Raw genomic sequence first — 20022 nt, 5'->3', positions numbered from 1 at the left:
CTTGCGTTGGCGAGCCGTCGCGCGGCCCGGCAAGGGCCGCCGGCACCAACGCCCATCACGATTCATCCGACGCGAGGACGACCATGAAGAACTTGCAACAAGCGCTACGGAGCGGCAACTGGCGCTCGCTCCTCGCGTGCTTTCTATACTTCGACACCGGCTTCACCGTCTGGGTCCTATACGGACCGCTCGCTCCGTTCATCGGTAAGAGCATTGCGATGACGGCCGCGCAGCAAGGTTTTCTCGTCGCGGTGCCCGTGCTGTCCGCGGCGATTCTGCGCGTGGCGCTCGGCAACCTCTATCAGTCGACGAACGGACGCCGCGTCGCGCTGATGGGCGTACTGCTTTCGGCCGTGCCGACGATCGTCCTGCCGCTCATTCCCGCAACGCCCTCCTATACGCTTTTGCTCGTGCTCGGCGTGTTTCTAGGCGTGGGCGGGGCGAGCTTCGCGGTCGCGCTGCCGATGGCCGGCAGCAGCTATCCGCCGAAGGTTCAGGGCCTCGTGCTGGGTTTGGCCGCCGCCGGCAATATCGGTGCGGTGCTCGACGGCTTCCTGTTCCCGCATGTCGCCGATGCGCTCGGCTGGCAATATGCGGCGGCGGCCGCGCTGCCGCTGCTCGCGATCGCCGGCCTCGCCCTATTCGCTTGGGGCGACGACCGCGGCGAAAAGGCGGGAAGCGTCGGGCGTGCCCTCGCCGGCTTCGCGACGATCTTCGCGGGCCTGATCGTGCTCGTCCTGGCGGTTCATGCGGGCGTATTCGGTTCCGGCCGCACCGGCGTGCTGCTGTTGCCGGTGCTCGGCGCCGCCGGCGCCATCGCGCTGTTGCCCGCCCGCTATCGCGCAGTGCTCGCCGAACGCGATACGTGGGTCATGATGCTCGTCTACAGCATTACGTTCGGCGGTTTCGTCGGCATGTCGTCATACGTCACGCTGCTGCTCACGACGCTCTATCAAATGCCGAAGCTGGAAGCGGGCTTGTTCATGTCGCTGCTCGCGTTCCTCGGCGCGATCGTGCGGCCGGTGGGCGGCTACGTGGCCGACCGTGTCACGGGCGTACGCGCACTGACCGGGCTGTTGGCCGCGATCTCGGCCGCCGATCTCCTCTTCGCCGCCTGGATGCCGCCGCTCGGCGGCGGCATCGCCATTCTCGTGTGCCTGTACCTCGCGTTCGGCTTGGGCAACGGCGCCACGTTTCAGCTCGTGCCGCATCGCTGGAAAGGCAAAACGGGTCTGCTCTCGGGCGTGATCGGCGCGGCCGGCGGCATCGGCGGCTTCTATTTGCCCGTGGTCATGGGCATCGCCAAAGAAAGTACGGGCAGCTACCAAATGGGCTTCGCGACGTTCGGTGCACTCGCAGCTTGCGCGTGCCTCGCGATCCTCGCGCTGCGGGCGCAATGGCTGGTCTGGGCTAGCCCGGCCGGCGCAGCGATCGAAGCCGCACCGGCGGCGCATGTTCCCCACGCGGCCGCGGCCGGCGAATGACGCTCGGCGTGGCCGGCATCACATAGGCCGAGAGGCCGAGGCAGTGCGCCGCTAAGCACGGCCTCGGCGGTGGTAAAATCGCGGGTTCTCCCTCTGCACCCGAACCCGCGCCCCGAGCGCGATGACGATCATGTCCGATACCCGCGCCGATACGCTGTTTGCCCTCACCGCCCTCTCGCCGCTCGACGGCCGCTATGCGGCCAAGACCGAAGCGCTGCGCGACTGGCTCTCCGAAGCCGCATTCATGCGTCATCGCGTGACCGTCGAAGTCCATTGGCTCATTGCGCTCTCGCAAGCCGGCTTCGCGGAAATCCCGCGCTTTTCGGAAGCGGCCGAAAAATTCCTGCTCGATCTCGTCGCGCGCTTCTCGGCGCATGACGCCGCGCGCATCAAGGAAATCGAGCGCGTCACGAACCACGACGTCAAGGCCGTGGAGTACTGGCTCAAGGAATCCGTCAAGGGCCAAGCCGAACTCGAGCGCGCGAGCGAGTTCATTCACTTCGCCTGCACCTCGGAAGACATCAACAACACGTCGCACGGCCTCATGCTCGCGGGTGCTCGCGAGCACGTGATTCTGCCGGCCCTGCGTTCGGTGCAAAGCCGCCTGGTCGCACTGGCCCATACGCACGCCGAGCAGCCGATGCTCTCGCGCACGCACGGTCAGCCGGCCAGCCCGACGACGCTCGGCAAGGAAATCGCGAACGTCGCCGCCCGCCTCGCCCGCGCGATCGAACGGATCGCCAAAGTCGAAATCCTCGGCAAGATGAACGGCGCGGTGGGCAACTACAACGCGCATTTGTCGGCTTACCCGAACTTCGATTGGGAAGCCTTCTCGCGCAACGTCATCGAACAGCGACTGAAGCTCACGTTCAATCCGTACACGATTCAGATCGAGCCGCACGACTATATGGCCGAGCTGTTCGACGCTTGCGCGCGCGCCAATACGATCCTGCTCGATCTCGACCGCGACGTCTGGGGCTACATCTCGCTCGGCTACTTCAAGCAAAAGACGAAGGCCGGCGAAATCGGCTCGTCGACGATGCCGCACAAGGTCAATCCGATCGACTTCGAAAACTCGGAAGGCAATCTGGGCCTCGCGAATGCCACGCTGCGCCATCTGGCCGACAAGCTGCCGGTCTCGCGCTGGCAGCGCGATCTGACCGATTCGACGGTCCTGCGCAACATGGGCGTCGCACTCGGCTATTCGCTGCTCGCCTATGACGCGCTGATCCGCGGCCTGGACAAGCTCGAGGTGAATCCGGCTCGCCTGAACGAAGATCTCGACGGATGCTGGGAAGTGCTGGCCGAGCCTGTGCAGACGGTCATGCGCCGCTTCGGCATCGAAAATCCGTACGAGCAGCTCAAGGAGCTCACACGCGGCAAGGGCATCACGCGCGCGGCGCTGCAAGAATTCATCGCCAAGCTGGCCATTCCCGACGACGCAAAGGCGCTGTTGATGGCGATGACGCCCGCGTCGTACACGGGCAAGGCCGTCGAATTGGCCAAGCGGATCGCTTAACCGCCCCGTTCACGTCAGATTGCATGAGACGCGCCGTCGAACGACGGCGCGTTTTTTTATGTCCGCGCGCGACGGCTAATGCAGCTTCGGCGCGACCTCGTCGACGATGGCTTGCGGCGATAGCTCGATGCTAACCGTGATGGCCTCGTCCTCGCCCGGCTCCTCGAGCGTCTCGAGTTGACTGCGCAGCAGCGACGGATTGAAGAAATGCCGGCCGCGCGTGGCAAGGCGCTCCTTGAGCACGTCGAACGAACCCTTCAAATAGACAAAGCGCACATTGCGGTCGCCTTGCGCGCCGCCTCGCAGTACGTCCCGATAAGCGCGCTTCAGCGACGAGCAACCGACGACGAGCGATTGCCGTGCATGCACGGTCTCTTCGATCGCTGCGCGAATGGCGGCGAGCCACGGCTCTCGATCGACATCGGTCAGCGCGATCCCTTTCGCCATCTTTTCCTTGTTCGCCGCGCTATGAAACACGTCGCCGTCGACGAAGCTGCAACTCAGACGCTCGGCGAGCATCTCGCCGATCAATGTCTTACCGGCGCCTGAAACACCCATCACGATCACAATCATTGCCGTTCCAATTAGGGCACTAAAAAACCGCAGCGAGCGCGAAAGTCAAGCCGAGGCCCAGCAGCGAGATGATCGTCTCGCATAGCGACCAGGTCTTGAAGGTCTGCCCGACCGTCATGCCGAAATACTCCTTGATCAGCCAAAAGCCGCCGTCGTTCACGTGCGAGAAGATCAGCGAGCCGGCACCCGTCGCCAGCACGAGCAATTCGGGCTGAACATGAATCGCGCCGGCCTTGGCGATCGGCGCGACGATGCCGCAGGCGGTCGTCATCGCAACGGTGGCCGAGCCTGTGGCCAATCGAATCAACGCGGCCACGAACCAGCCGAACAGCAACGGCGACAAATGCGCTTGCGTGGCGACGGCAACGATCTGCTGAGAGATGCCGCTATCGCGCAGCACGCCGCCGAATCCGCCGCCCGCGCCGACGATCAGCGTAATGCCGGCGATCGGCGCAAGGCAGTCGCCGCAGAACTTTTGGATTTGTTCACGCGTAAAGCCGCGCTGCGCGCCGAACGTCCAGAAGCTGACGATGACCGCAATCAAGAGCGCAACGTCCGAATTGCCGACGAAGTGCAGCAATTCGCTCGGCACCGACTTGGGCGCGAACACGAGATCGGCCCAACTGCCCACCAGCATCAAGATCACGGGCAGCAAGATGGTGAACAAGGTGGCACCGAAGCTCGGCAAATCGCGCCGGCCTTGGGCGTCTTTATCGCCCGATTCGACGAACTGCGCCGCGAGCGGATTATGCTCGGGCAGCTTCACATAGCGATGCACGAGCAGCGCGAACAAGGGACCCGCGACGATCGCGGTGGGAATGCCGACGATCAGCCCATAGGCAATCGTCTTGCCGATGTCGGCGCCGTAGGCTTGCACGGCCAGCAGCGCGGCCGGATGCGGCGGAATCAAGCCGTGCACGACGGACAGGCCCGCCACCATCGGCAAGCCGATCAACAGCAGCGACTTGCCGGTACGTTTGGCCACGTTGAAGGCGATCGGCACGAGCAGGACGAAGCCCACTTCGAAGAAAACGGGCAGGCCGACGATGATCGCCACGAACAACATAGCCCAATGGATCTGCTTTTCGCCGAACCAGCGTATGAGCGTGGTCGCAACCTGCTCCGCGCCGCCGGACTCGGCCATCATCTTGCCGAGCATCGTACCGAGACCCACCACGATCGCGATATGCCCGAGCGTACCGCCGTTGCCGGTTTCGAACGACTTCACGATCTGGCCCGCAGGCATGCCGGCGGCCAACCCGAGCAGTAAGGAAACGACGATGAGGACCAGAAACGGATAGACCTTATACCGCGCGATCAGCAAGATGAGCGCCGCGATCGCGATTACCGCGTAAAGCAGCAGAAGGCCGCCGTGGACCGATCCCATAGAAAGTCTCCTTTACTTGTTCTGAAGCTTCAAAACGAGGGAGAAAGACTCGCGTGCCGACGTTGTGGTCGCCGGCACGCCGTCGCTGCATTCTAAACGGCGACGAAGTTGCGGACAAAACCGGTTTCATCAACGCGCGCGCCGTCACGATTCGCATCGGTGACGGCGCGGCATACGCCGCCGGGCTCCGGCCGTGGCCGGCGCGCGGCGCGGTGCATCAATGCTGATGGGCGGCGAGTTCCGATGCGGCTCGGGCGAGACGCGTCACCTCATCCCAGTTCTCGGCGGCCAGTGCGGCCTTCGGCGTGAGCCACGAACCGCCGACGCAGACGACGTTGGGCAGCGCGAGAAAGCTCGGCGCCGTCTCGGTGGTGATGCCGCCCGTCGGGCAGAACTTGAGCGCCGGGAACGGACCGTACAGCGCTTGCAGCATCGGGATGCCGCCTGCCTGTTGGGCCGGGAAGAACTTCACCGTCTCGTAGCCGAGTTCGAGCGCCAGCAAGATGTCGCTCGGCGTCATGACACCGGGCAGCAACGGCAAGCCGGCGTCCTGAGCGGCTTGGTGGATGTCCTTGGTCAGGCCCGGCGATACGCCGAATTGGGCACCGGCCTTTTTGGCCTGCGCACAGTGCTCGGGCTTCGTGATCGTACCGACCCCGACGACGATATCGGGCGACAGCTGCGCCGCGCGCTCGATGGCGCCGATCCCTGCCGGCGTGCGCAGCGTAATCTCGAGCACGTTGACGCCGCCCGCGTGAAGCGCGCGCGAAACGTGCTCGCCCTGCGCTACCGTTTCGAAGGCCAGCACCGGGATCACAGGACCGAGGCGGACGATATCTTCAACCTTTTTCATGCCGGACTCCTTTAGTGTTTCGTTGCATGGTTCGGGTGCTCGGCCGGCTCGCCCGCGATCGTAGGCAGCGGGCCGAACACCGAGGCGCCCATCTCGGCCGGTGCGGCGGCCGCTCGAAAGACACCGAACAATTCGCGGCCGAAGCCGACTTCGTTTTCAGCTTGATGCTTGGGCGCTTCGACGGCCCGCGCGTTCCATTGATCGGTCTCGATTTCGACATCGAGGATGCCGCGCTCGGCGTCGATCACGATGGTGTCGCCATCGCGCACCTTGCCGAGCGGGCCCGAGAGCAGCGCCTCGGGCGACACGTGAATGACGGCGGGCACCTTGCCCGATGCGCCGGACATCCGTCCGTCGGTGACGAGCGCCACGTGAAAGCCTTGGTCTTGCAGCACGCCCAAAAGCGGCGTCAACCGGTGCAATTCGGGCATACCGTTCGCCCGCGCGCCTTGGAAGCGCACTACAGCAACGAAATCGCGCTTGAGCTCACCCTTGTCGAAGGCCGCTTGCACGGCTTCCTGCGAATCGAAGACGAGTGCGGGCGCGCGCACGCTGCGGTGTTCGGAGGCGACGGCCGAAATCTTGATGACGCCGCGGCCAAGCTTGCCCTGCATGAGCCGCAGGCCGCCGTCGGGTTGAAACGGCTCGCCGATCGGCCGCAACACCTTCGAATCGCCGCTTTGATCAGGCCCCGGTACCCAGGCGAGTTGGCCATCGATGAGCTTGGGTTCTTCCGTGTAGCGCGTAAGTCCCTTGCCCATGACCGTGAGGACATCCTCGTGCAGCAAGCCGCCTTCGAGCAGATTGCGGATCAAGAACGCCATGCCGCCCGCCGCGTGATAGTGGTTCACGTCGGCTTTGCCGTTCGGGTAGATCTTCGCGAGCAGCGGGACCGCCTGCGACAGCGCGTCGAAGTCGTCCCAATCGATGATGATGCCGGCCGCGCGCGCGATCGCCACGAGGTGCAGCGTATGGTTCGTCGATCCGCCCGTCGCCAAGAGGGCCGCGATACCGTTGACGACCGCTTTTTCGTCGACGACATGGCCGATCGGCGTGTACGCGCCGCGCTCGACGGTCAACTCGAGGACGCGGCGCGCTGCCGCCGCCGTCAATGCATCGCGCAGCGGCGTGTGCGGGTGAACGAACGCAGAGCCCGGCAGGTGCAGCCCCATGACTTCCATGAGCATTTGGTTGCTGTTGGCGGTGCCGTAGAACGTGCACGTGCCGTGCCCGTGATAGGCGGCCGATTCAGCTTCGAGCAGCGCATCGCGGCCCACTTGGCCTGTGGCGAACTGCTGCCGGATCTTCGCCTTTTCGTCGTTCGAGAGCCCACTCGTCATCGGACCCGCCGGCACGAAGATCGTCGGCAGATGCCCGAATTGAAGCGCGCCGATCAGCAAGCCGGGAACGATCTTGTCGCACACGCCGAGACACAAGGCTGCATCGAACATGTTGTGCGTCAGCGCGACCGCCGTGCTCATCGCGATCACTTCGCGGGAAAAGAGCGACAACTCCATGCCGGCGTTGCCCTGCGTAATCCCGTCGCACATCGCCGGCACGCCGCCCGCGAATTGCGCGATGCCGCCGTTTTCACGGGCGGCGCGCTTGATGATTTCAGGAAAGTCCTTGTAAGGCGCATGCGCCGAGAGCATCTCGTTGTAAGACGAAACGATGCCGATGTTCGGCTCTCGCATCGCCTTGATGGCGATCTTCTCGTTGCCTTCCAGACCGGCGAAGCCGTGAGCGAGGTTGGCACAGGACAGCGCGCCTCGAGCCGGGAATCGCCCTTGCGCGGCATCGATTCGTGCGAGATAGGCAAGGCGCGTGGGGCGGCTGCGCTCCACGATACGGCGAGTGACTTCGGTCAGCGTGCGGTGCGGCGAAACCATGGGAAACGCTCCTCCTGAAAGACGGCGCTAACGCCGAACGGGTGGCGCGCATGCAGTGCGAGCTGCTCAACGCGATTTTTGCGGAGCAAGTTTAGTAGAAAAACTACATCCCAGCAATGCTGGTCGATAGCGATTGCGGCATTTACGCTTTCCCACACTACCGCACCCCGCCGACCTGGCACGGCACATCGGTAGCAAATACATGTAGATTTTCTACAAGCACAGCGTCATACTGCTGCCATCGATAGAACACGATACACCCGCTTGGCGGGCCTTTCAGACATGCTTGCCCGAATCGAATCGATGCGCGCGCAGTTGCGCCCGTCCGAACGCAAACTCGCCGACTACGTGCTCGACACCCCTCGCGAAGTACTCGACTTGGCGATGACCGAGCTTGCGCAACGCGCCGGCGTGAGCCAGCCGACGATCGCCCGGTTTTGCCAAGCGCTCGGCTGCGGCGGTTTTCGCGAATTCAAAATCCGGCTCGCGCAGAGCATCGCGCCGGGGCTGCCGTCCGTCTATCGCGACGTGCGCCCGGACGAGCCGGCACCGGGCGTCGTCGCCAAGGTGTTCGATCGGACGATCGGAGCGCTCATCGAGGTCAGAAATAGCCTGTCGGCGCATAGCGTGGCCAAGGCGATCGAGCTGCTCTCGCGCGCATCGCGCATCGAGTTCTACGGCGCGGGCGGCTCCGGCATCGCGGCGCAAGACATCCAGCACAAATTTTTCCGGCTGGGGATCCCGAGCGTCGCCTATGCGGATCCGCACACCTACACGATGTCGGCGGCGCTGCTCGGCGAATCGGATGTCGTCGTGACGATTTCGAACACGGGCCGCACGCGCGACATCGTCGAGGCTGCGCGCTCAGCGCTTGCGTGCGGCGCGAAGGTCATCGCGATCACGCACAGCAACTCGCCGCTCGCGCAGCTTGCGACCGTGAGCCTCGTCGCGAACGTCGCGGAAGAAACGGATATTTTTTCGCCGATGACCTCGCGCGTCTCGCATCTGGCCATCGGCGACATCCTCGCCGTCGGCGTCGCGCTTGCGCGCGGGCCGGACCTCGTCGATAAACTCGGCCGAGCCAAGAAGGCGATCACGCAGCGGCGAATCGAAGCGCCGCCGCGTGAAGAAGAGTTCGATTAGAACGGTTTGACGACGACGAGCGCGACCGCCGCGATGAGGCCGAGCACCGGCAGCTCGTTGAAGAAGCGGTACCACCGGTCGGAGCGGCGATTCTCGCCGCGCTCGAACGCCGCCAGTAGGCGGCCGCAGTAGGCGTGATAGCCGATCAGCAAGAGGACGACGCCGAGCTTGGCGTGCATCCAACCTTGTCCTTGCCCGATACCGTAACCGAGCCACAAGCCGAGCCCGCAAGCGAGCGCCACGACGGCGATGACCGACATGAAGCGGTAAAGCTTGCGCGCCATCGTCAGAAGCCGCGCCACGGCGGCAGCCTCCGACTCCATGGCGAGATTGACGAAGATGCGGGGCAGGTAGAACAGGCCTGCAAACCAAGAGGCCACGAAAACGATGTGAAAGGTTTTGAGCCAGAGCATCGGTAAGGTTACGTCGTCCGTTATCGTTAGTTCGTATCGGTTCGTATCGGTGCGATCGGCATAGTACCGGCGCGTATGCCGCGCCCCGGCAACCAGCGTCTTACCCGGCGCTTATTGCCGCACTTCGCCGTGCCCCAGCACGACGTATTTGAGCGAGGTGAGCCCTTCGAGTCCCACGGGACCGCGCGCATGCAGCTTGTCGTTCGAGATGCCGATCTCGGCGCCGAGCCCGTATTCGAAGCCGTCGGCGAAGCGTGTCGAAGCATTGACCATGACGCTGGCCGAATCGACTTCGCGCAGGAAGCGCATTGCGCGATCGTGGTCTTCGGTCACAATCGCATCGGTATGGGCGGAGCCGTAGGTATTGATATGCTCGATCGCCGCATCGATGCCGTCGACGACCTTGATCGCGAGCACCGGTGCGAGATATTCGGTGCGCCAATCTTCCTCGGTCGCGTCGACGAGCGCGAGCGCCGGCGCGTCGCTGTCCCAAGGTGCCGCTTCGAGCGCTGCGCGCGCCTGCGCATCGACGCGCAGCTCGACGCCCTTGTCGCGATACACGCGCGCGAGCGGCGGCAGCGCGGCGTGGGCGATGCCCCGTGCGACGAGCAGCGTCTCCATCGTATTGCAGGTACCGTAGCGATGCGTCTTCGCGTTATCGCAAACGGCCAGCGCTTTGCATAGGTCGGCGCGGTCGTCGACGTACACATGGCAAATGCCGTCGAGGTGCTTGATCATCGGGACGCGCGCTTCCTCGATGAGCCGTGCGATGAGGCTCTTGCCGCCGCGCGGCACGATCACATCGACGTATTCGGTCATCGTCGCGAGCTTGCCGACGGCAGCGCGGTCGGCCGTTTCGACCACCTGCACGGCGTCGCGCGGCAGACCGGCCGCCGCCAGTCCCTCGCCGATCAGCGCAGCAAGCGCGGTGTTCGACGCGAGCGCTTCCGAGCCACCGCGCAAAATCGCCGCGTTGCCCGACTTCAAACACAGCGCCGCCGCGTCGATCGTGACGTTCGGGCGCGACTCGTAGATGATGCCGATGACGCCGAGCGGTACGCGCATGCGCCCCACTTGGATGCCGCTCGGGCGATATTTGAGATTATCGATTTCGCCGATCGGATCGGGTAGCGAAGCGACTTGGCGCAACCCTTCGATCATCGTTTTGAGCGCCTTATCCGACAGCGTCAAACGATCGACGAACGCCGCATCCATGCCTTTCTCGCGGGCCTTGGCCACGTCGAGTGCGTTCGCGTCCTTCAACGCCGCTTGCTCGCGCTCGATCGCATGGGCGATGGCGTGAAGCGCGTCGTTCTTGGCGGCCGTCGCGGCCCGTGCCATCGCACGCGAGGCGCCGCGCGCGCGGCGGCCGATGGCGGTCATGTACTGGTCGATATCCATCATGATTCTCGTTCGTCGCGCACGCGGCGCGGATGCTAAGTGCAAAGTGTTCGCGATGACGGCAATGCCGACGCTTCGATTCTAAGCCGTCAGGCGCCGCTCGCGCGTGCGGCGCCGCGCTTGGCCGGTGCGGCGACGAGGGCGGCGAGCTCGAACATGCCTTCCCAGGGATCGGGCGGCAAGGCCGCGCGCCGCCGGCTGCCCGGTGCGCTACCCGTCAAGCCTTTCACCTGACGATCGAGTGCCGCGGCAAGCGCAAGACCTTCCTCGAGCAGCGGCTCAGTCACGCGCGCGAGCGCGGGCGCAACGAGCCGCTCGCGCGGACCCCACACGCGATTCTCGCGCAGCAGCATCGCCAGCGGCTTGCCGGCCGCCGCGCCGCGCTTGATCTTGAGCAGCGTCCGCAACTCTTCGGTGAGCGCCCACAGCACGAGCACCGCGGCTTCGCCTTCGCCCTTCAGTCCGTCGAGCATCCGCGATAGCCGGCCTACGTCGCCGGCCAGCATCGCCTCGTTCAGCTTAAAGACGTCGTAGCGCGCAACGTTGAGCACCGCGTCATGGACCTGCTCGAACGTCAATACGCCTTCGGGATAAAGCAAGCCCAACTTTTGAATTTCTTGGTGCGCGGCCAGTAGATTGCCCTCGACGCGCTCCGCGATGAATTGCAGCGCGCGCCGGCCCTCTTCGCCCGGCGCGACACGCTGGCGTTGCAACGCCAACCGCTGCCCCACCCAAGCCGGCAACTGCGCGCGTTCGATCGGATCGATCCGCAACGACACGCCCCGCTCGGCCAGCGCCGTAAACCATGCCGATTTTTGCGTCGCAGCGTCGAGCCGCGGCAGCGTGACGAGCGTCAATACATCGGGATTGTCGGCCGCGGCGAGCGACTTGAGCGCATCGGCGCCTTCCTTGCCGGGCTTGCCCGACGGGATGCGCAACTCGATCAATTGACGATCGCCGAACAGCGACATGGATTGCGTCGCCCCCAAGAGCGAACTCCAATCGAAGCTGCGCTCGACCGTAAAGACGTTGCGCTCGGTGAAGCCGGCTGCGCGCGCGGCCGCGCGGATGCGGTCGCACGCTTCCTGCGCCAGCAAATGCTCGTCGCCGTAGACGACATACAAGCCGGAGAGGCCTTTCGTCAAATGGGCGTCGAGTGCATCCAGTCGCAATTGCATAAGCAAAAAACCGTGCGTGAGCGGGGTATGTGGATCAGAGCGGCGGCGGCGGCAACGGCGCACGCGGCGCGACGCCCGGCGTCTGCTCGCTCGGCGTCGGATGCAGCGAATGAACGGTTGCAAGACGGCGCGTCAGTTGATCCACCGCATCGTTTTGCATGTCGGCGTACAGGATATCGGTCTCCTGCGCCTTCGCCTGTGCGTACGCTGTCGAGTACGTCATCGCCCGGTTCAGCTGGATCGCGCTCTGCGGAATCAGCAACGCGCCATCCGCGCCGGTCAGCGTATAGGCCAGCGAATAGGTCAGCGCGTATTCCTCGGCGGCGCCGGCCGAATTGAGCGTCAGCACCGACTGACCGCGCCCTTCGCTCAGCGACAAAACGGCATCGGCGGTCGCCGTCGATTTCACGACGACCGTATCGCTGCCGCCCTCGATCATGCGCGTGAGGCGCGCGGCGACGACGGGCGGTGCGCCCACGATCGCAAGCCGCTTGAAGGCATAGTTTTGCTGGCCGCGCAGCTGAAACCCGCAAGCGGCCAGCAACGTCGTGCCGCATACGAGCGCTAAGAACGATCGGCGAATCACATTGACTCCTTGATTGAATCGCGCGAAGGCCTTATCGCCTTCGCGCGCTGCGCCGTCAGACGACGACGTTCACGAGGCGGCCCGGCACGACGATGATCTTCTTGGGGCTCTTGCCTTCGCTGAACCGCTGGAACATCTCGTGCGCAACGGCCGCTGCTTCGATCGCTTCGCGCGGCGCATCCTTGGCGAGCGTCAGCGCGCCGCGAACCTTGCCGTTGACCTGCAATACCAGTTCGATCTCGGCTTGCTCGAGCGCTTTTTCGTCGACCTTCGGCCACGGCGCGTCGAGCAGCGAGCCAAACTCGCCCGTGAAATCGAGGGCATCCCACAGCGCAAACGTCACGTGCGGCACGACCGGGTACAGCACGCGCAGCAACACGCCATAGCACTCGCGCAGCACGCCCGGGCACGCCTGCTTGGCGTCCTCTAGCGCGTTGAGCATCTTCATCGCGGCCGAAACGACGGTGTTGTACTGCAAGCGCTGATAGTCGAAATCGGCCTGCTTGAGTACGCTGTAGATCTCGCGGCGCAGCGTCTTATCGGCTTGCGCGAGCTCGGCCGCATCGAACGTTTCGCGTGCGGCGAGCGCGGCTTGATTCGCATGCCCGAACGCCCAGACGCGGCGCAAGAAGCGGCTCGCCCCCTCGACGCCCGAGCCCGACCATTCGAGCTGCTGCTCAGGCGGCGCGGCGAACATCGTAAACAAGCGCGCCGTATCCGCGCCGTACTGATCGATGAGCACTTGCGGGTCGACGCCGTTGTTCTTGGACTTCGACATCTTCTCGACGCCGCCGAGCACCACCGGTTGTCCGTCGCCGTTCAGCGTCGCACCCACCGGGCGGCCCTTGTCGTCGTGCTCGACCGTCACGTCGGCCGGGTTGTACCACGTCTTCTTGCCCGACGGGTCTTCGCGATAGAACGTTTCGTTCAGCACCATGCCCTGCGTGAGCAGATTCTTGGCCGGCTCGCCGAACTTAACGAGCCCCATGTCGCGCATCACCTTCGTCCAGAAGCGCGAATAGAGCAAGTGCAAGATCGCATGTTCGATACCGCCGATGTATTGATCCATCGGCATCCAATACTCGGTACGCGCGTCGACCATCGTCTCGGCGTCCGGGCACGTATAGCGCGAGAAGTACCAGGACGAATCGACGAACGTGTCCATCGTGTCCGTTTCGCGCTTAGCGGGCGCGCCGCACTTCGGACACGCGCAGTTCAGGAACGCCGCCGACTTCGCGAGCGGGTTGCCCGTGCCGTCCGGCACGAGATCCTCGGGCAGCACGACGGGCAGATCCTTTTCGGGCACCGGTACGTCGCCGCAAGCGGCGCAGTGGATGATCGGAATCGGCGTGCCCCAGTAGCGCTGGCGCGAGATACCCCAATCGCGCAGACGCCACGTGACTTGCTTGTCGCCGACGCCCAACGCCTTCAGGTCGGCCGAGACGGCATCGACGGCCTGCTCGTAGCCCATACCGTCATAGCGGCCGCTTTCGATGCAGACGACGCCTTCCTTCTCGCCATACCACGCTTGCCATGCATCGAGCGAATAGTCGCAGCCTTCCTTCGCGATCACTTGCTTGATCGGCAAACCGTATTTCTTCGCGAATGCGAAATCGCGCTCGTCGTGCGCGGGCACGCCCATGACGGCGCCTTCGCCGTAGTTCATCAGCACGTAATTGCCGACCCACACTTCGACGCGCGCCTGCGTAAGCGGATGCGTGACGTAAAAGCCGGTGGGCATGCCCTTCTTTTCCATCGTGGCGATGTCGGCCTCGGCCACGCCGCCTTGCCGGCATTCGTCGATGAACGCCTGCAACTCGGGCTTGCCCTCGGCCAGGCGCGCAGCCAACGGATGCTCGGCTGCGATCGCGCAGAACGTGACGCCCATGATCGTGTCGGCGCGCGTCGTGAACACGCGCAGCAGCGTTTGCTCGCCGTCGAGTTCGTAGGGGAAACCGAAGTTGACGCCGAAGCTCTTGCCGATCCAGTTCTGCTGCATCACCTTGACGCGCTCGGGCCAGCCGAGACCGTCCAAGTCGTTCAGCAGCTCGTCGGCGTACTGCGTGATACGCATGTAGTACATCGGGATCTCGCGCTTCTCGACGAGCGCGCCCGAGCGCCAGCCGCGCCCGTCGATGACTTGCTCGTTCGCGAGCACCGTTTGATCGATCGGGTCCCAGTTCACCGTGCCCGTCTTCTTATAGACGATGCCCTTCTCGAGCATCTTCAAGAACAGCCACTGATTCCACTTGTAGTACTTCGGATCGCAGGTGGCGACCTCACGCGACCAGTCGATTGCGAGGCCGATCGACTGCATCTGCCCCTTCATGTAGGCGATGTTCTCGTAGGTCCACTTGGCCGGGGGCGCGCCGTTGGCCATCGCCGCGTTTTCGGCCGGCATGCCGAAGGCGTCCCATCCCATCGGCATCAACACGTTGTAGCCGTTCATCCGCAGATAACGGTACATGACGTCGTTGATCGTGTAGTTGCGCACGTGCCCCATGTGCAGCTTGCCCGACGGATACGGCAGCATCGAGACGCAATAGAACTTGGGCTTGCCGGCGACTTCGGCCGTACGATAGGCGTCAGACGCGCGCCATTGTGCCTGGGTGGCGGCTTCGATGTCGGCGGGTAAATATTTCTCTTGCATGGCGGTGGTTCAGGCTAGGCTGTCGTGGCGCGTAGCAACGCGGGCGCGGCGATACGGGAAATGCATGGTTCCCCGCAAATGGGGAAAGCGTCGATTATACCGCCCAGGCGAGCGCGAACCGCTGCGTTTAGGCGCTTGCCGTTACGGCTGCTTGGCGGCCGGCGAAGCCGGGACGGCGTGCGCACCCGGGCGCGCGCCGGGCGGCGGCGGCTCGGTCACGAAGCCGATGCGATCGAGCCCCGCCTGTTGCGCGGCGCCCATCACTTGCGCGATCACGTCGTAGCGCGTGGCGCGCGAGGCGCGTAGATGAAGCTCGGGCGGCTGCGCGGCCTTGCCCGCTTGTTGTAGACGAGCATTGACCGCATCGAACGCGAGCGGTTGCCCATCCCAATAAAACCGGCCCGCATCGTCGATCGACAGCGTGATGGTTTGCGGTGTTTGCGGCGCGGCCCCGGATGCCACCTTGGGCAAGTCGAGCCGAATCGCGTGGGTGAGCAGCGGCGCCGTGATGATGAAGATCACGAGCAAAACGAGCATGACGTCGATCAACGGCGTCATGTTGATATCGGCCATCGGCGCGGCCGAGCGCTCTTTGTCGAAACCGCCGAATGCCATGCTCTTCGTCTCCTCGCTTGGATCGCCCGGTGCGGCCGAATCAACGCGCCGTGCGCACGACCTCGTCAGTTCGCGTGCTCGAGGGCGAAGTGCCGAGGACAACGCCGTTTGCATGGGAGCGGTCCGCATCGGGAGCGCAGACATAGGCGTGAAGATCGTGCGCGAAGCCGTCGAGTTCCTCCGCGAGCTGCCGCTGCATCCGGCCGAGCACGTTATAGGCGAGTACCGCGGGAATGGCGACGACCAGGCCGAAGGCCGTCATGATGAGCGCCTCGCCCACCGGCCCCGCGACATTTTCGATCATCGCCTGCCCGCTCGCGGCAATACTGCCGAGCGCGTGATAGATACCCCAGACGGTACCGAGCAAGCCGACGAACGGCGCCGTACTGCCCACCGACGCGAGCAGCACCTGGCCGAACTCGATCCGGCGCTGCGAGGCAAGCAGCGCCTCGCGCAACGCACGCAGCACGCGTTCGCCTCGCTCGACGCGCGCGAGCATCGCGGACGGCGCGTGGACCTCGGCCGCGGCCAACGCGGCCTGCGCGAGCGGAACGAAGATGCCCTCGCGGTCGGCGGCGCGCAACGCGAGCACGCCCTCGGATAGGCTGGCCGATTGCCAAAACAGCGCGATGGCGCGCGGCCCCTGGCGTTTCGCCCGCGTGAGCATCCAGCCCTTCAGGATCACAAAACACCAGCTCGCGATCGACATGGCCAGCAGCACATAAGCGACGCCGTGCGTCAGCGCGTCGCCTGCTTGCAAATAGTGAACGATGCCTGTGTTTTGCATGCGAATCCGAATCCCAGAACGAAAGCGCAGCGCGACCCGGATCAGCGCAGACCGAGCACGTCCTGCATGTCGTACAAACCGGCGCCGCGCTCGCCTAGGAAGCGCGCGGCCCGCACCGCACCTTGCGCGTACGACACGCGGCTCGCCGACTTGTGCGTGATCTCGATGCGCTCGCCCGTACCGGCAAAGAGTACCGTGTGATCGCCGACGATGTCGCCGCCGCGAATCGCCGAAAAACCGATCGTCGACGGATCGCGTTCGCCGGTTACGCCATGGCGCCCATAGACCGCGCACTGCTTCAAATCGCGGCCGAGCGCGCCCGCGATCGCCTCGCCCATCGCGAGCGCCGTGCCGGAAGGCGCATCGACCTTATGGCGATGGTGCGCCTCGATGATTTCAATGTCGTAGCCGGTCGCGAAATGGCGAGCGGCGAATTCGAGCAGCTTGAGCGTGACGTTCACGCCGACGCTCATATTCGCCGCGAAGACGATGCCGATTCGCTGCGCCGCCGCGCGGATCGCCTCGCGCTGATCATCGGCGAAGCCGGTCGTGCCGATCACGAGCTTCTTGCCATGGCGCAAGGCCGCCTCGATGTGCGCCATCGTGCCTTCGGGGCGCGTGAAATCGATCAGGCAATCGGCGCCCGCGAGGACCCCCGTCCAAATCGTCGGTCAACGCGACGCCCGTGTGCTGCCCGAGGAATGCGCCCGCATCCTCGCCGAGCTGCGGCGAACCCGCGCGATCGAGCGCGCCGGCGAGCGTCGTGTCGGGATCGTTCAGAACGGCTTCGATCAGCATCCGGCCCATCCGGCCCGATGCGCCCGCGATGGCGATTTTCGTCGGCGACATACATATCCCTTTTCAATGACGGGCCGGCGGCCCGCGGCGCTCATGCTTATTAGCGCCTCGCAAAAGACAAAGGCGGGCGGCGCGACTTGCGCACGGCCCGCCCGCAAAGCTCGTTCACAGCCCGAGGCGGCGTCAGCGGCCCATCGGAGAGCGAAATCGGCAGCGCGCAATCGACATACGCGCCCGCCATTCGCTCGGACCGCCGGGGCTCATTGCGTACCAGCCGGGCCCACCGGGTTGGCGTTGTCCGTCGACGACGGCTGCGGTTCGCGGTGGAACTGAAATTGCGGCGTCGCGCTCTGTACACCGCCCGACGGCGAGGGCGCACCGGAACGCACCGCGGGCTTTGCCGATACGGCCGGCACCTGATTCGTCGCGCGGTTCGCCGCCTGTGCGGCCTGAGTATTGGCCGCCTCGGCCGCCTCGCTGCTCGGTTCGGCCGCCGCGGCCTGCGCCGCGGAACTCGAAGCCGCGCTTGCCGCCGCCGCCGCAGCAGCAGCCTTCGCTTTCGCCTTCTTGCCGAGCTTGTCGCCGTCGATGTCGGCCAGCAATTCGAGTTCGGACGGCAGATCCTCGCCGCCCGCCCAGCTCACGACATGGTCGCCTTGGAAGTTGACGACGAAATCGCGCTGCTGCACGACAGCCGTGGAGCCGCGCTTGAAGTAAAAGACGTAGTCCCACCGCTCGTCATGGAACATATCGGTCAGCAACGGCGTACCGAGTACGGCCTTGACCTCGTCGCGACTCATACCGACGTGCATCTTCGCGGCCGCTTCCTTCGAGACGAAGTTGCCCTGCACAATGGTGATGCGATACGGCGTAATGCTCTGAGCGACGCGCTGCGTGAGGCTGTCGTAGGTCGAACATCCCGCAACGAGCGCAACCGTCGAGGCAGCGATCAACAGCTTGCGCACGTGACTCCCCCCGCGCTTCATAAGAAAATTTGGACTCATTTCACTCACCGTGCGGGCCCTTTTTTGCCTTGCACCGGACCGCGCGAGTTTCACCGAAGATGACCAGAACGGCAAAAAGCCATTACTATTCGAATCGTGCATTGTACTCTAGGGATGCCTAGCCATGACCAATCCTACCGATCTCAAAAACATCGGGCTAAAGGCGACCCTACCGCGCCTCAAAATCCTCGAAATTTTTCAACGTAGCGCCGTTCGGCATTTGACCGCTGAAGACGTCTACCGGAACCTGCTGAACGAAGAACTCGATATCGGCCTCGCCACGGTCTATCGCGTCTTGACGCAATTCGAGCAGGCCGGCCTGCTCTCGCGCAGCAATTTCGAATCGGGTAAGGCCGTGTTCGAACTGAATGAAGGTTCGCATCACGATCACCTCGTATGCATCGACTGCGGACGCGTCGAGGAGTTCTTCGATCCCGAGATCGAAAAGCGCCAGCAAAAAATCGCGGAAGAACGCGGCTTTAAGTTACAGGAGCACGCGCTAGCGCTCTACGGTGTTTGCACCAAGGAAGCGTGTCCGCATCGCAAGCACTGACACTCATGTAGGCGCGCTGACGCGTGCGCAAACGACAAGAGCCGCCCTCGGGCGGCTCTTGTCGTTTCGACGCTCGAGAACCCGCCCCCGCGTGCGCGGACGGGCTCGAGGCTGCCGATTTACTTGGCCGTCGCGAGCGCGATAGCCGTGTCCAACATGCGGTTCGAGAAGCCCCACTCGTTGTCGTACCAGCTCGACACCTTCACGAGACGGCCGGCCACCTTCGTGAGCGTTGCGTCGAACGTCGACGATGCCGGGTTGTGGTTGAAGTCGATCGAAACGAGCGGCGCCGTGTTGTAGCCGAGGATGCCCTTCAGTTCGCCTTCGGCGGCTTCCTTCATGATCGCGTTGATTTCCTCGACCGTCGTGTCGCGCTTGGCGATGAACGACAAATCGACGATCGACACGTTGATCGTCGGGACGCGAATCGCGTAGCCGTCGAGCTTGCCGGCCAGTTCCGGCAGCACGAGGCCGATCGCTGCGGCCGCGCCCGTCTTCGTCGGGATCTGGCTATGCGTGGCCGAACGCGCACGGCGCAGGTCTTCGTGATAGACGTCCGTCAGCACTTGGTCGTTCGTGTACGCGTGCACCGTCGTCATCAGGCCCGATTCGAGGCCGATCTTGTCGTTCAGCGGCTTGACGAGCGGCGCGAGGCAGTTCGTCGTGCACGATGCGTTCGAGATCACCGTGTGCTCGGCCTTGAGCTGGTTGTGGTTCACGCCGTAGACGATCGTCGCGTCGACATCTTTGCCGCCCGGCGCCGAGATCAGGACCTTCTTCGCACCGCCGGCCAAGTGCGCGCTCGCCTTTTCCTTCGACGTGAAAAAGCCCGTGCACTCCATCACGACGTCCACGCCGAGTTCGCCCCAGGGCAGCTCGGCCGGGTTACGGTTCGCCAGCACGCGGATCTTGTCGCCGTTGACGACGAGGTTTTCGCCCTCGACTGCCACGTCACCCGGGAACGGGCCGTGCGCCGTGTCGTACTTCGTCAGATGGGCGTTCGTCTTCGCGTCGCCGAGGTCGTTGATCGCGACGATCTGTAGATCGTGTTTCTTGCCGCTCTCGTAGAACGCACGCAGGGTGTTGCGGCCGATCCGGCCATACCCGTTGATTGCAACGCGTACCGTCATGATGGTTCTCCTGATATTGGGGCTGAAAAAAACCGTCGTACCTCATGCCTCCCGGCGCA

17 protein-coding genes and 1 pseudogene are annotated in these 20022 nt (G+C 64.3%); 4 read left to right on the top strand and 14 right to left on the bottom strand.

All coding sequences use genetic code 11. From position 1 onward, the window contains the following. The first annotated feature begins 83 nt into the window (after positions 1-83). Positions 84-1484: an MFS transporter gene (locus AB1286_RS15340; protein WP_430364066.1), complete on the top strand. Its 1401-nt coding sequence runs from the start codon at positions 84-86 to the stop codon at positions 1482-1484. Positions 1485-1614: 130 nt separating this feature from the next. Beyond that, positions 1615-3003: an adenylosuccinate lyase gene (gene purB / locus AB1286_RS15335; RefSeq protein ID WP_430364065.1), complete on the top strand. Its 1389-nt coding sequence runs from the start codon at positions 1615-1617 to the stop codon at positions 3001-3003. A gap of 75 nt (positions 3004-3078) precedes the next feature. Here the strand turns inward: purB and AB1286_RS15330 are convergent, their stop codons facing one another. The 4 genes from AB1286_RS15330 to edd all read right to left on the bottom strand — a co-directional run bounded on the left by AB1286_RS15330 (position 3079) and on the right by edd (position 7705). Then, positions 3079-3576, bottom strand: a complete 498-nt coding sequence (locus AB1286_RS15330; RefSeq protein WP_430364064.1) for a gluconokinase — start codon at positions 3574-3576, stop codon at positions 3079-3081. Positions 3577-3595: 19 nt separating this feature from the next. Further along, positions 3596-4963, bottom strand: a complete 1368-nt coding sequence (locus AB1286_RS15325) for a gluconate:H+ symporter (RefSeq protein WP_430364063.1) — start codon at positions 4961-4963, stop codon at positions 3596-3598. Positions 4964-5180: 217 nt separating this feature from the next. Continuing rightward, a complete protein-coding gene (eda, locus tag AB1286_RS15320) occupies positions 5181-5816 on the bottom strand; it encodes a bifunctional 4-hydroxy-2-oxoglutarate aldolase/2-dehydro-3-deoxy-phosphogluconate aldolase (RefSeq protein WP_430364062.1) in 636 nt (211 codons plus the stop codon). 11 nt (positions 5817-5827) lie between these two features. After that, positions 5828-7705: a phosphogluconate dehydratase gene (gene edd, locus AB1286_RS15315; protein ID WP_430364061.1), complete on the bottom strand. Its 1878-nt coding sequence runs from the start codon at positions 7703-7705 to the stop codon at positions 5828-5830. A 282-nt stretch (positions 7706-7987) separates the two neighbouring features. On the opposite strand from edd, the gene AB1286_RS15310 reads away from it, so the two are divergent. Further along, entirely contained in the window at positions 7988-8848 is an 861-nt protein-coding gene (locus AB1286_RS15310; protein ID WP_430364060.1) for a MurR/RpiR family transcriptional regulator, read from the top strand. On the opposite strand, the gene AB1286_RS15305 is transcribed toward AB1286_RS15310, so the two are convergent. The 9 genes and pseudogenes from AB1286_RS15305 to AB1286_RS15265 form a co-directional block, all read right to left on the bottom strand. Further along, positions 8845-9261, bottom strand: a complete 417-nt coding sequence (locus AB1286_RS15305; RefSeq protein WP_430364059.1) for a CopD family protein — start codon at positions 9259-9261, stop codon at positions 8845-8847. The two genes, AB1286_RS15310 and AB1286_RS15305, sit on opposite strands and share 4 nt — an antisense overlap. A gap of 111 nt (positions 9262-9372) precedes the next feature. Then, positions 9373-10662 (bottom strand): glutamate-5-semialdehyde dehydrogenase, encoded by a 1290-nt coding sequence (locus tag AB1286_RS15300; RefSeq protein WP_430365078.1) that lies wholly within the window; start codon positions 10660-10662, stop codon positions 9373-9375. 89 nt (positions 10663-10751) lie between these two features. After that, on the bottom strand, positions 10752-11840 hold the full coding sequence (gene holA, locus AB1286_RS15295) for a DNA polymerase III subunit delta (RefSeq protein ID WP_430364058.1): 1089 nt from the start codon (positions 11838-11840) through the stop codon (positions 10752-10754). Between the two features lie 34 nt (positions 11841-11874). Further along, a complete protein-coding gene (lptE, locus tag AB1286_RS15290; protein WP_430364057.1) occupies positions 11875-12426 on the bottom strand; it encodes an LPS assembly lipoprotein LptE in 552 nt (183 codons plus the stop codon). 55 nt (positions 12427-12481) lie between these two features. After that, entirely contained in the window at positions 12482-15076 is a 2595-nt protein-coding gene (gene leuS, locus AB1286_RS15285) for a leucine--tRNA ligase (RefSeq protein WP_430364056.1), read from the bottom strand. Between the two features lie 141 nt (positions 15077-15217). After that, positions 15218-15691, bottom strand: coding sequence for an ExbD/TolR family protein (locus AB1286_RS15280; protein WP_430364055.1), 474 nt, complete (start codon positions 15689-15691; stop codon positions 15218-15220). Positions 15692-15731: 40 nt separating this feature from the next. Then, positions 15732-16478, bottom strand: a complete 747-nt coding sequence (locus AB1286_RS15275) for a MotA/TolQ/ExbB proton channel family protein (protein ID WP_430364054.1) — start codon at positions 16476-16478, stop codon at positions 15732-15734. Positions 16479-16519: 41 nt separating this feature from the next. Then, a pseudogene (gene dapB, locus AB1286_RS15270) lies at positions 16520-17327 on the bottom strand (4-hydroxy-tetrahydrodipicolinate reductase). Between the two features lie 209 nt (positions 17328-17536). Further along, positions 17537-18280, bottom strand: coding sequence for an outer membrane protein assembly factor BamE (locus AB1286_RS15265; protein ID WP_430364053.1), 744 nt, complete (start codon positions 18278-18280; stop codon positions 17537-17539). Between the two features lie 124 nt (positions 18281-18404). Here AB1286_RS15265 and fur point away from each other — a divergent pair, with 124 nt between their 5' ends. Next, positions 18405-18833 (top strand): ferric iron uptake transcriptional regulator, encoded by a 429-nt coding sequence (fur, locus tag AB1286_RS15260; protein ID WP_116136726.1) that lies wholly within the window; start codon positions 18405-18407, stop codon positions 18831-18833. A gap of 119 nt (positions 18834-18952) precedes the next feature. Here fur and gap read toward each other — a convergent pair whose 3' ends face one another. Further along, positions 18953-19963 carry a type I glyceraldehyde-3-phosphate dehydrogenase gene (gene gap / locus AB1286_RS15255; protein ID WP_430364052.1) on the bottom strand — a complete coding sequence of 337 codons (1011 nt, stop codon included), beginning with the start codon at positions 19961-19963 and terminating at the stop codon, positions 18953-18955. Positions 19964-20022: the final 59 nt, after the last annotated feature.

It is taken from the genome of Trinickia sp. NRRL B-1857 (assembly GCF_050470685.1).
Lineage (GTDB): Bacteria > Pseudomonadota > Gammaproteobacteria > Burkholderiales > Burkholderiaceae > Trinickia.
The sequence above is the reverse complement of the archived record's forward strand: the minus strand, read 5'-3'. Positions and strand labels throughout refer to the sequence as shown.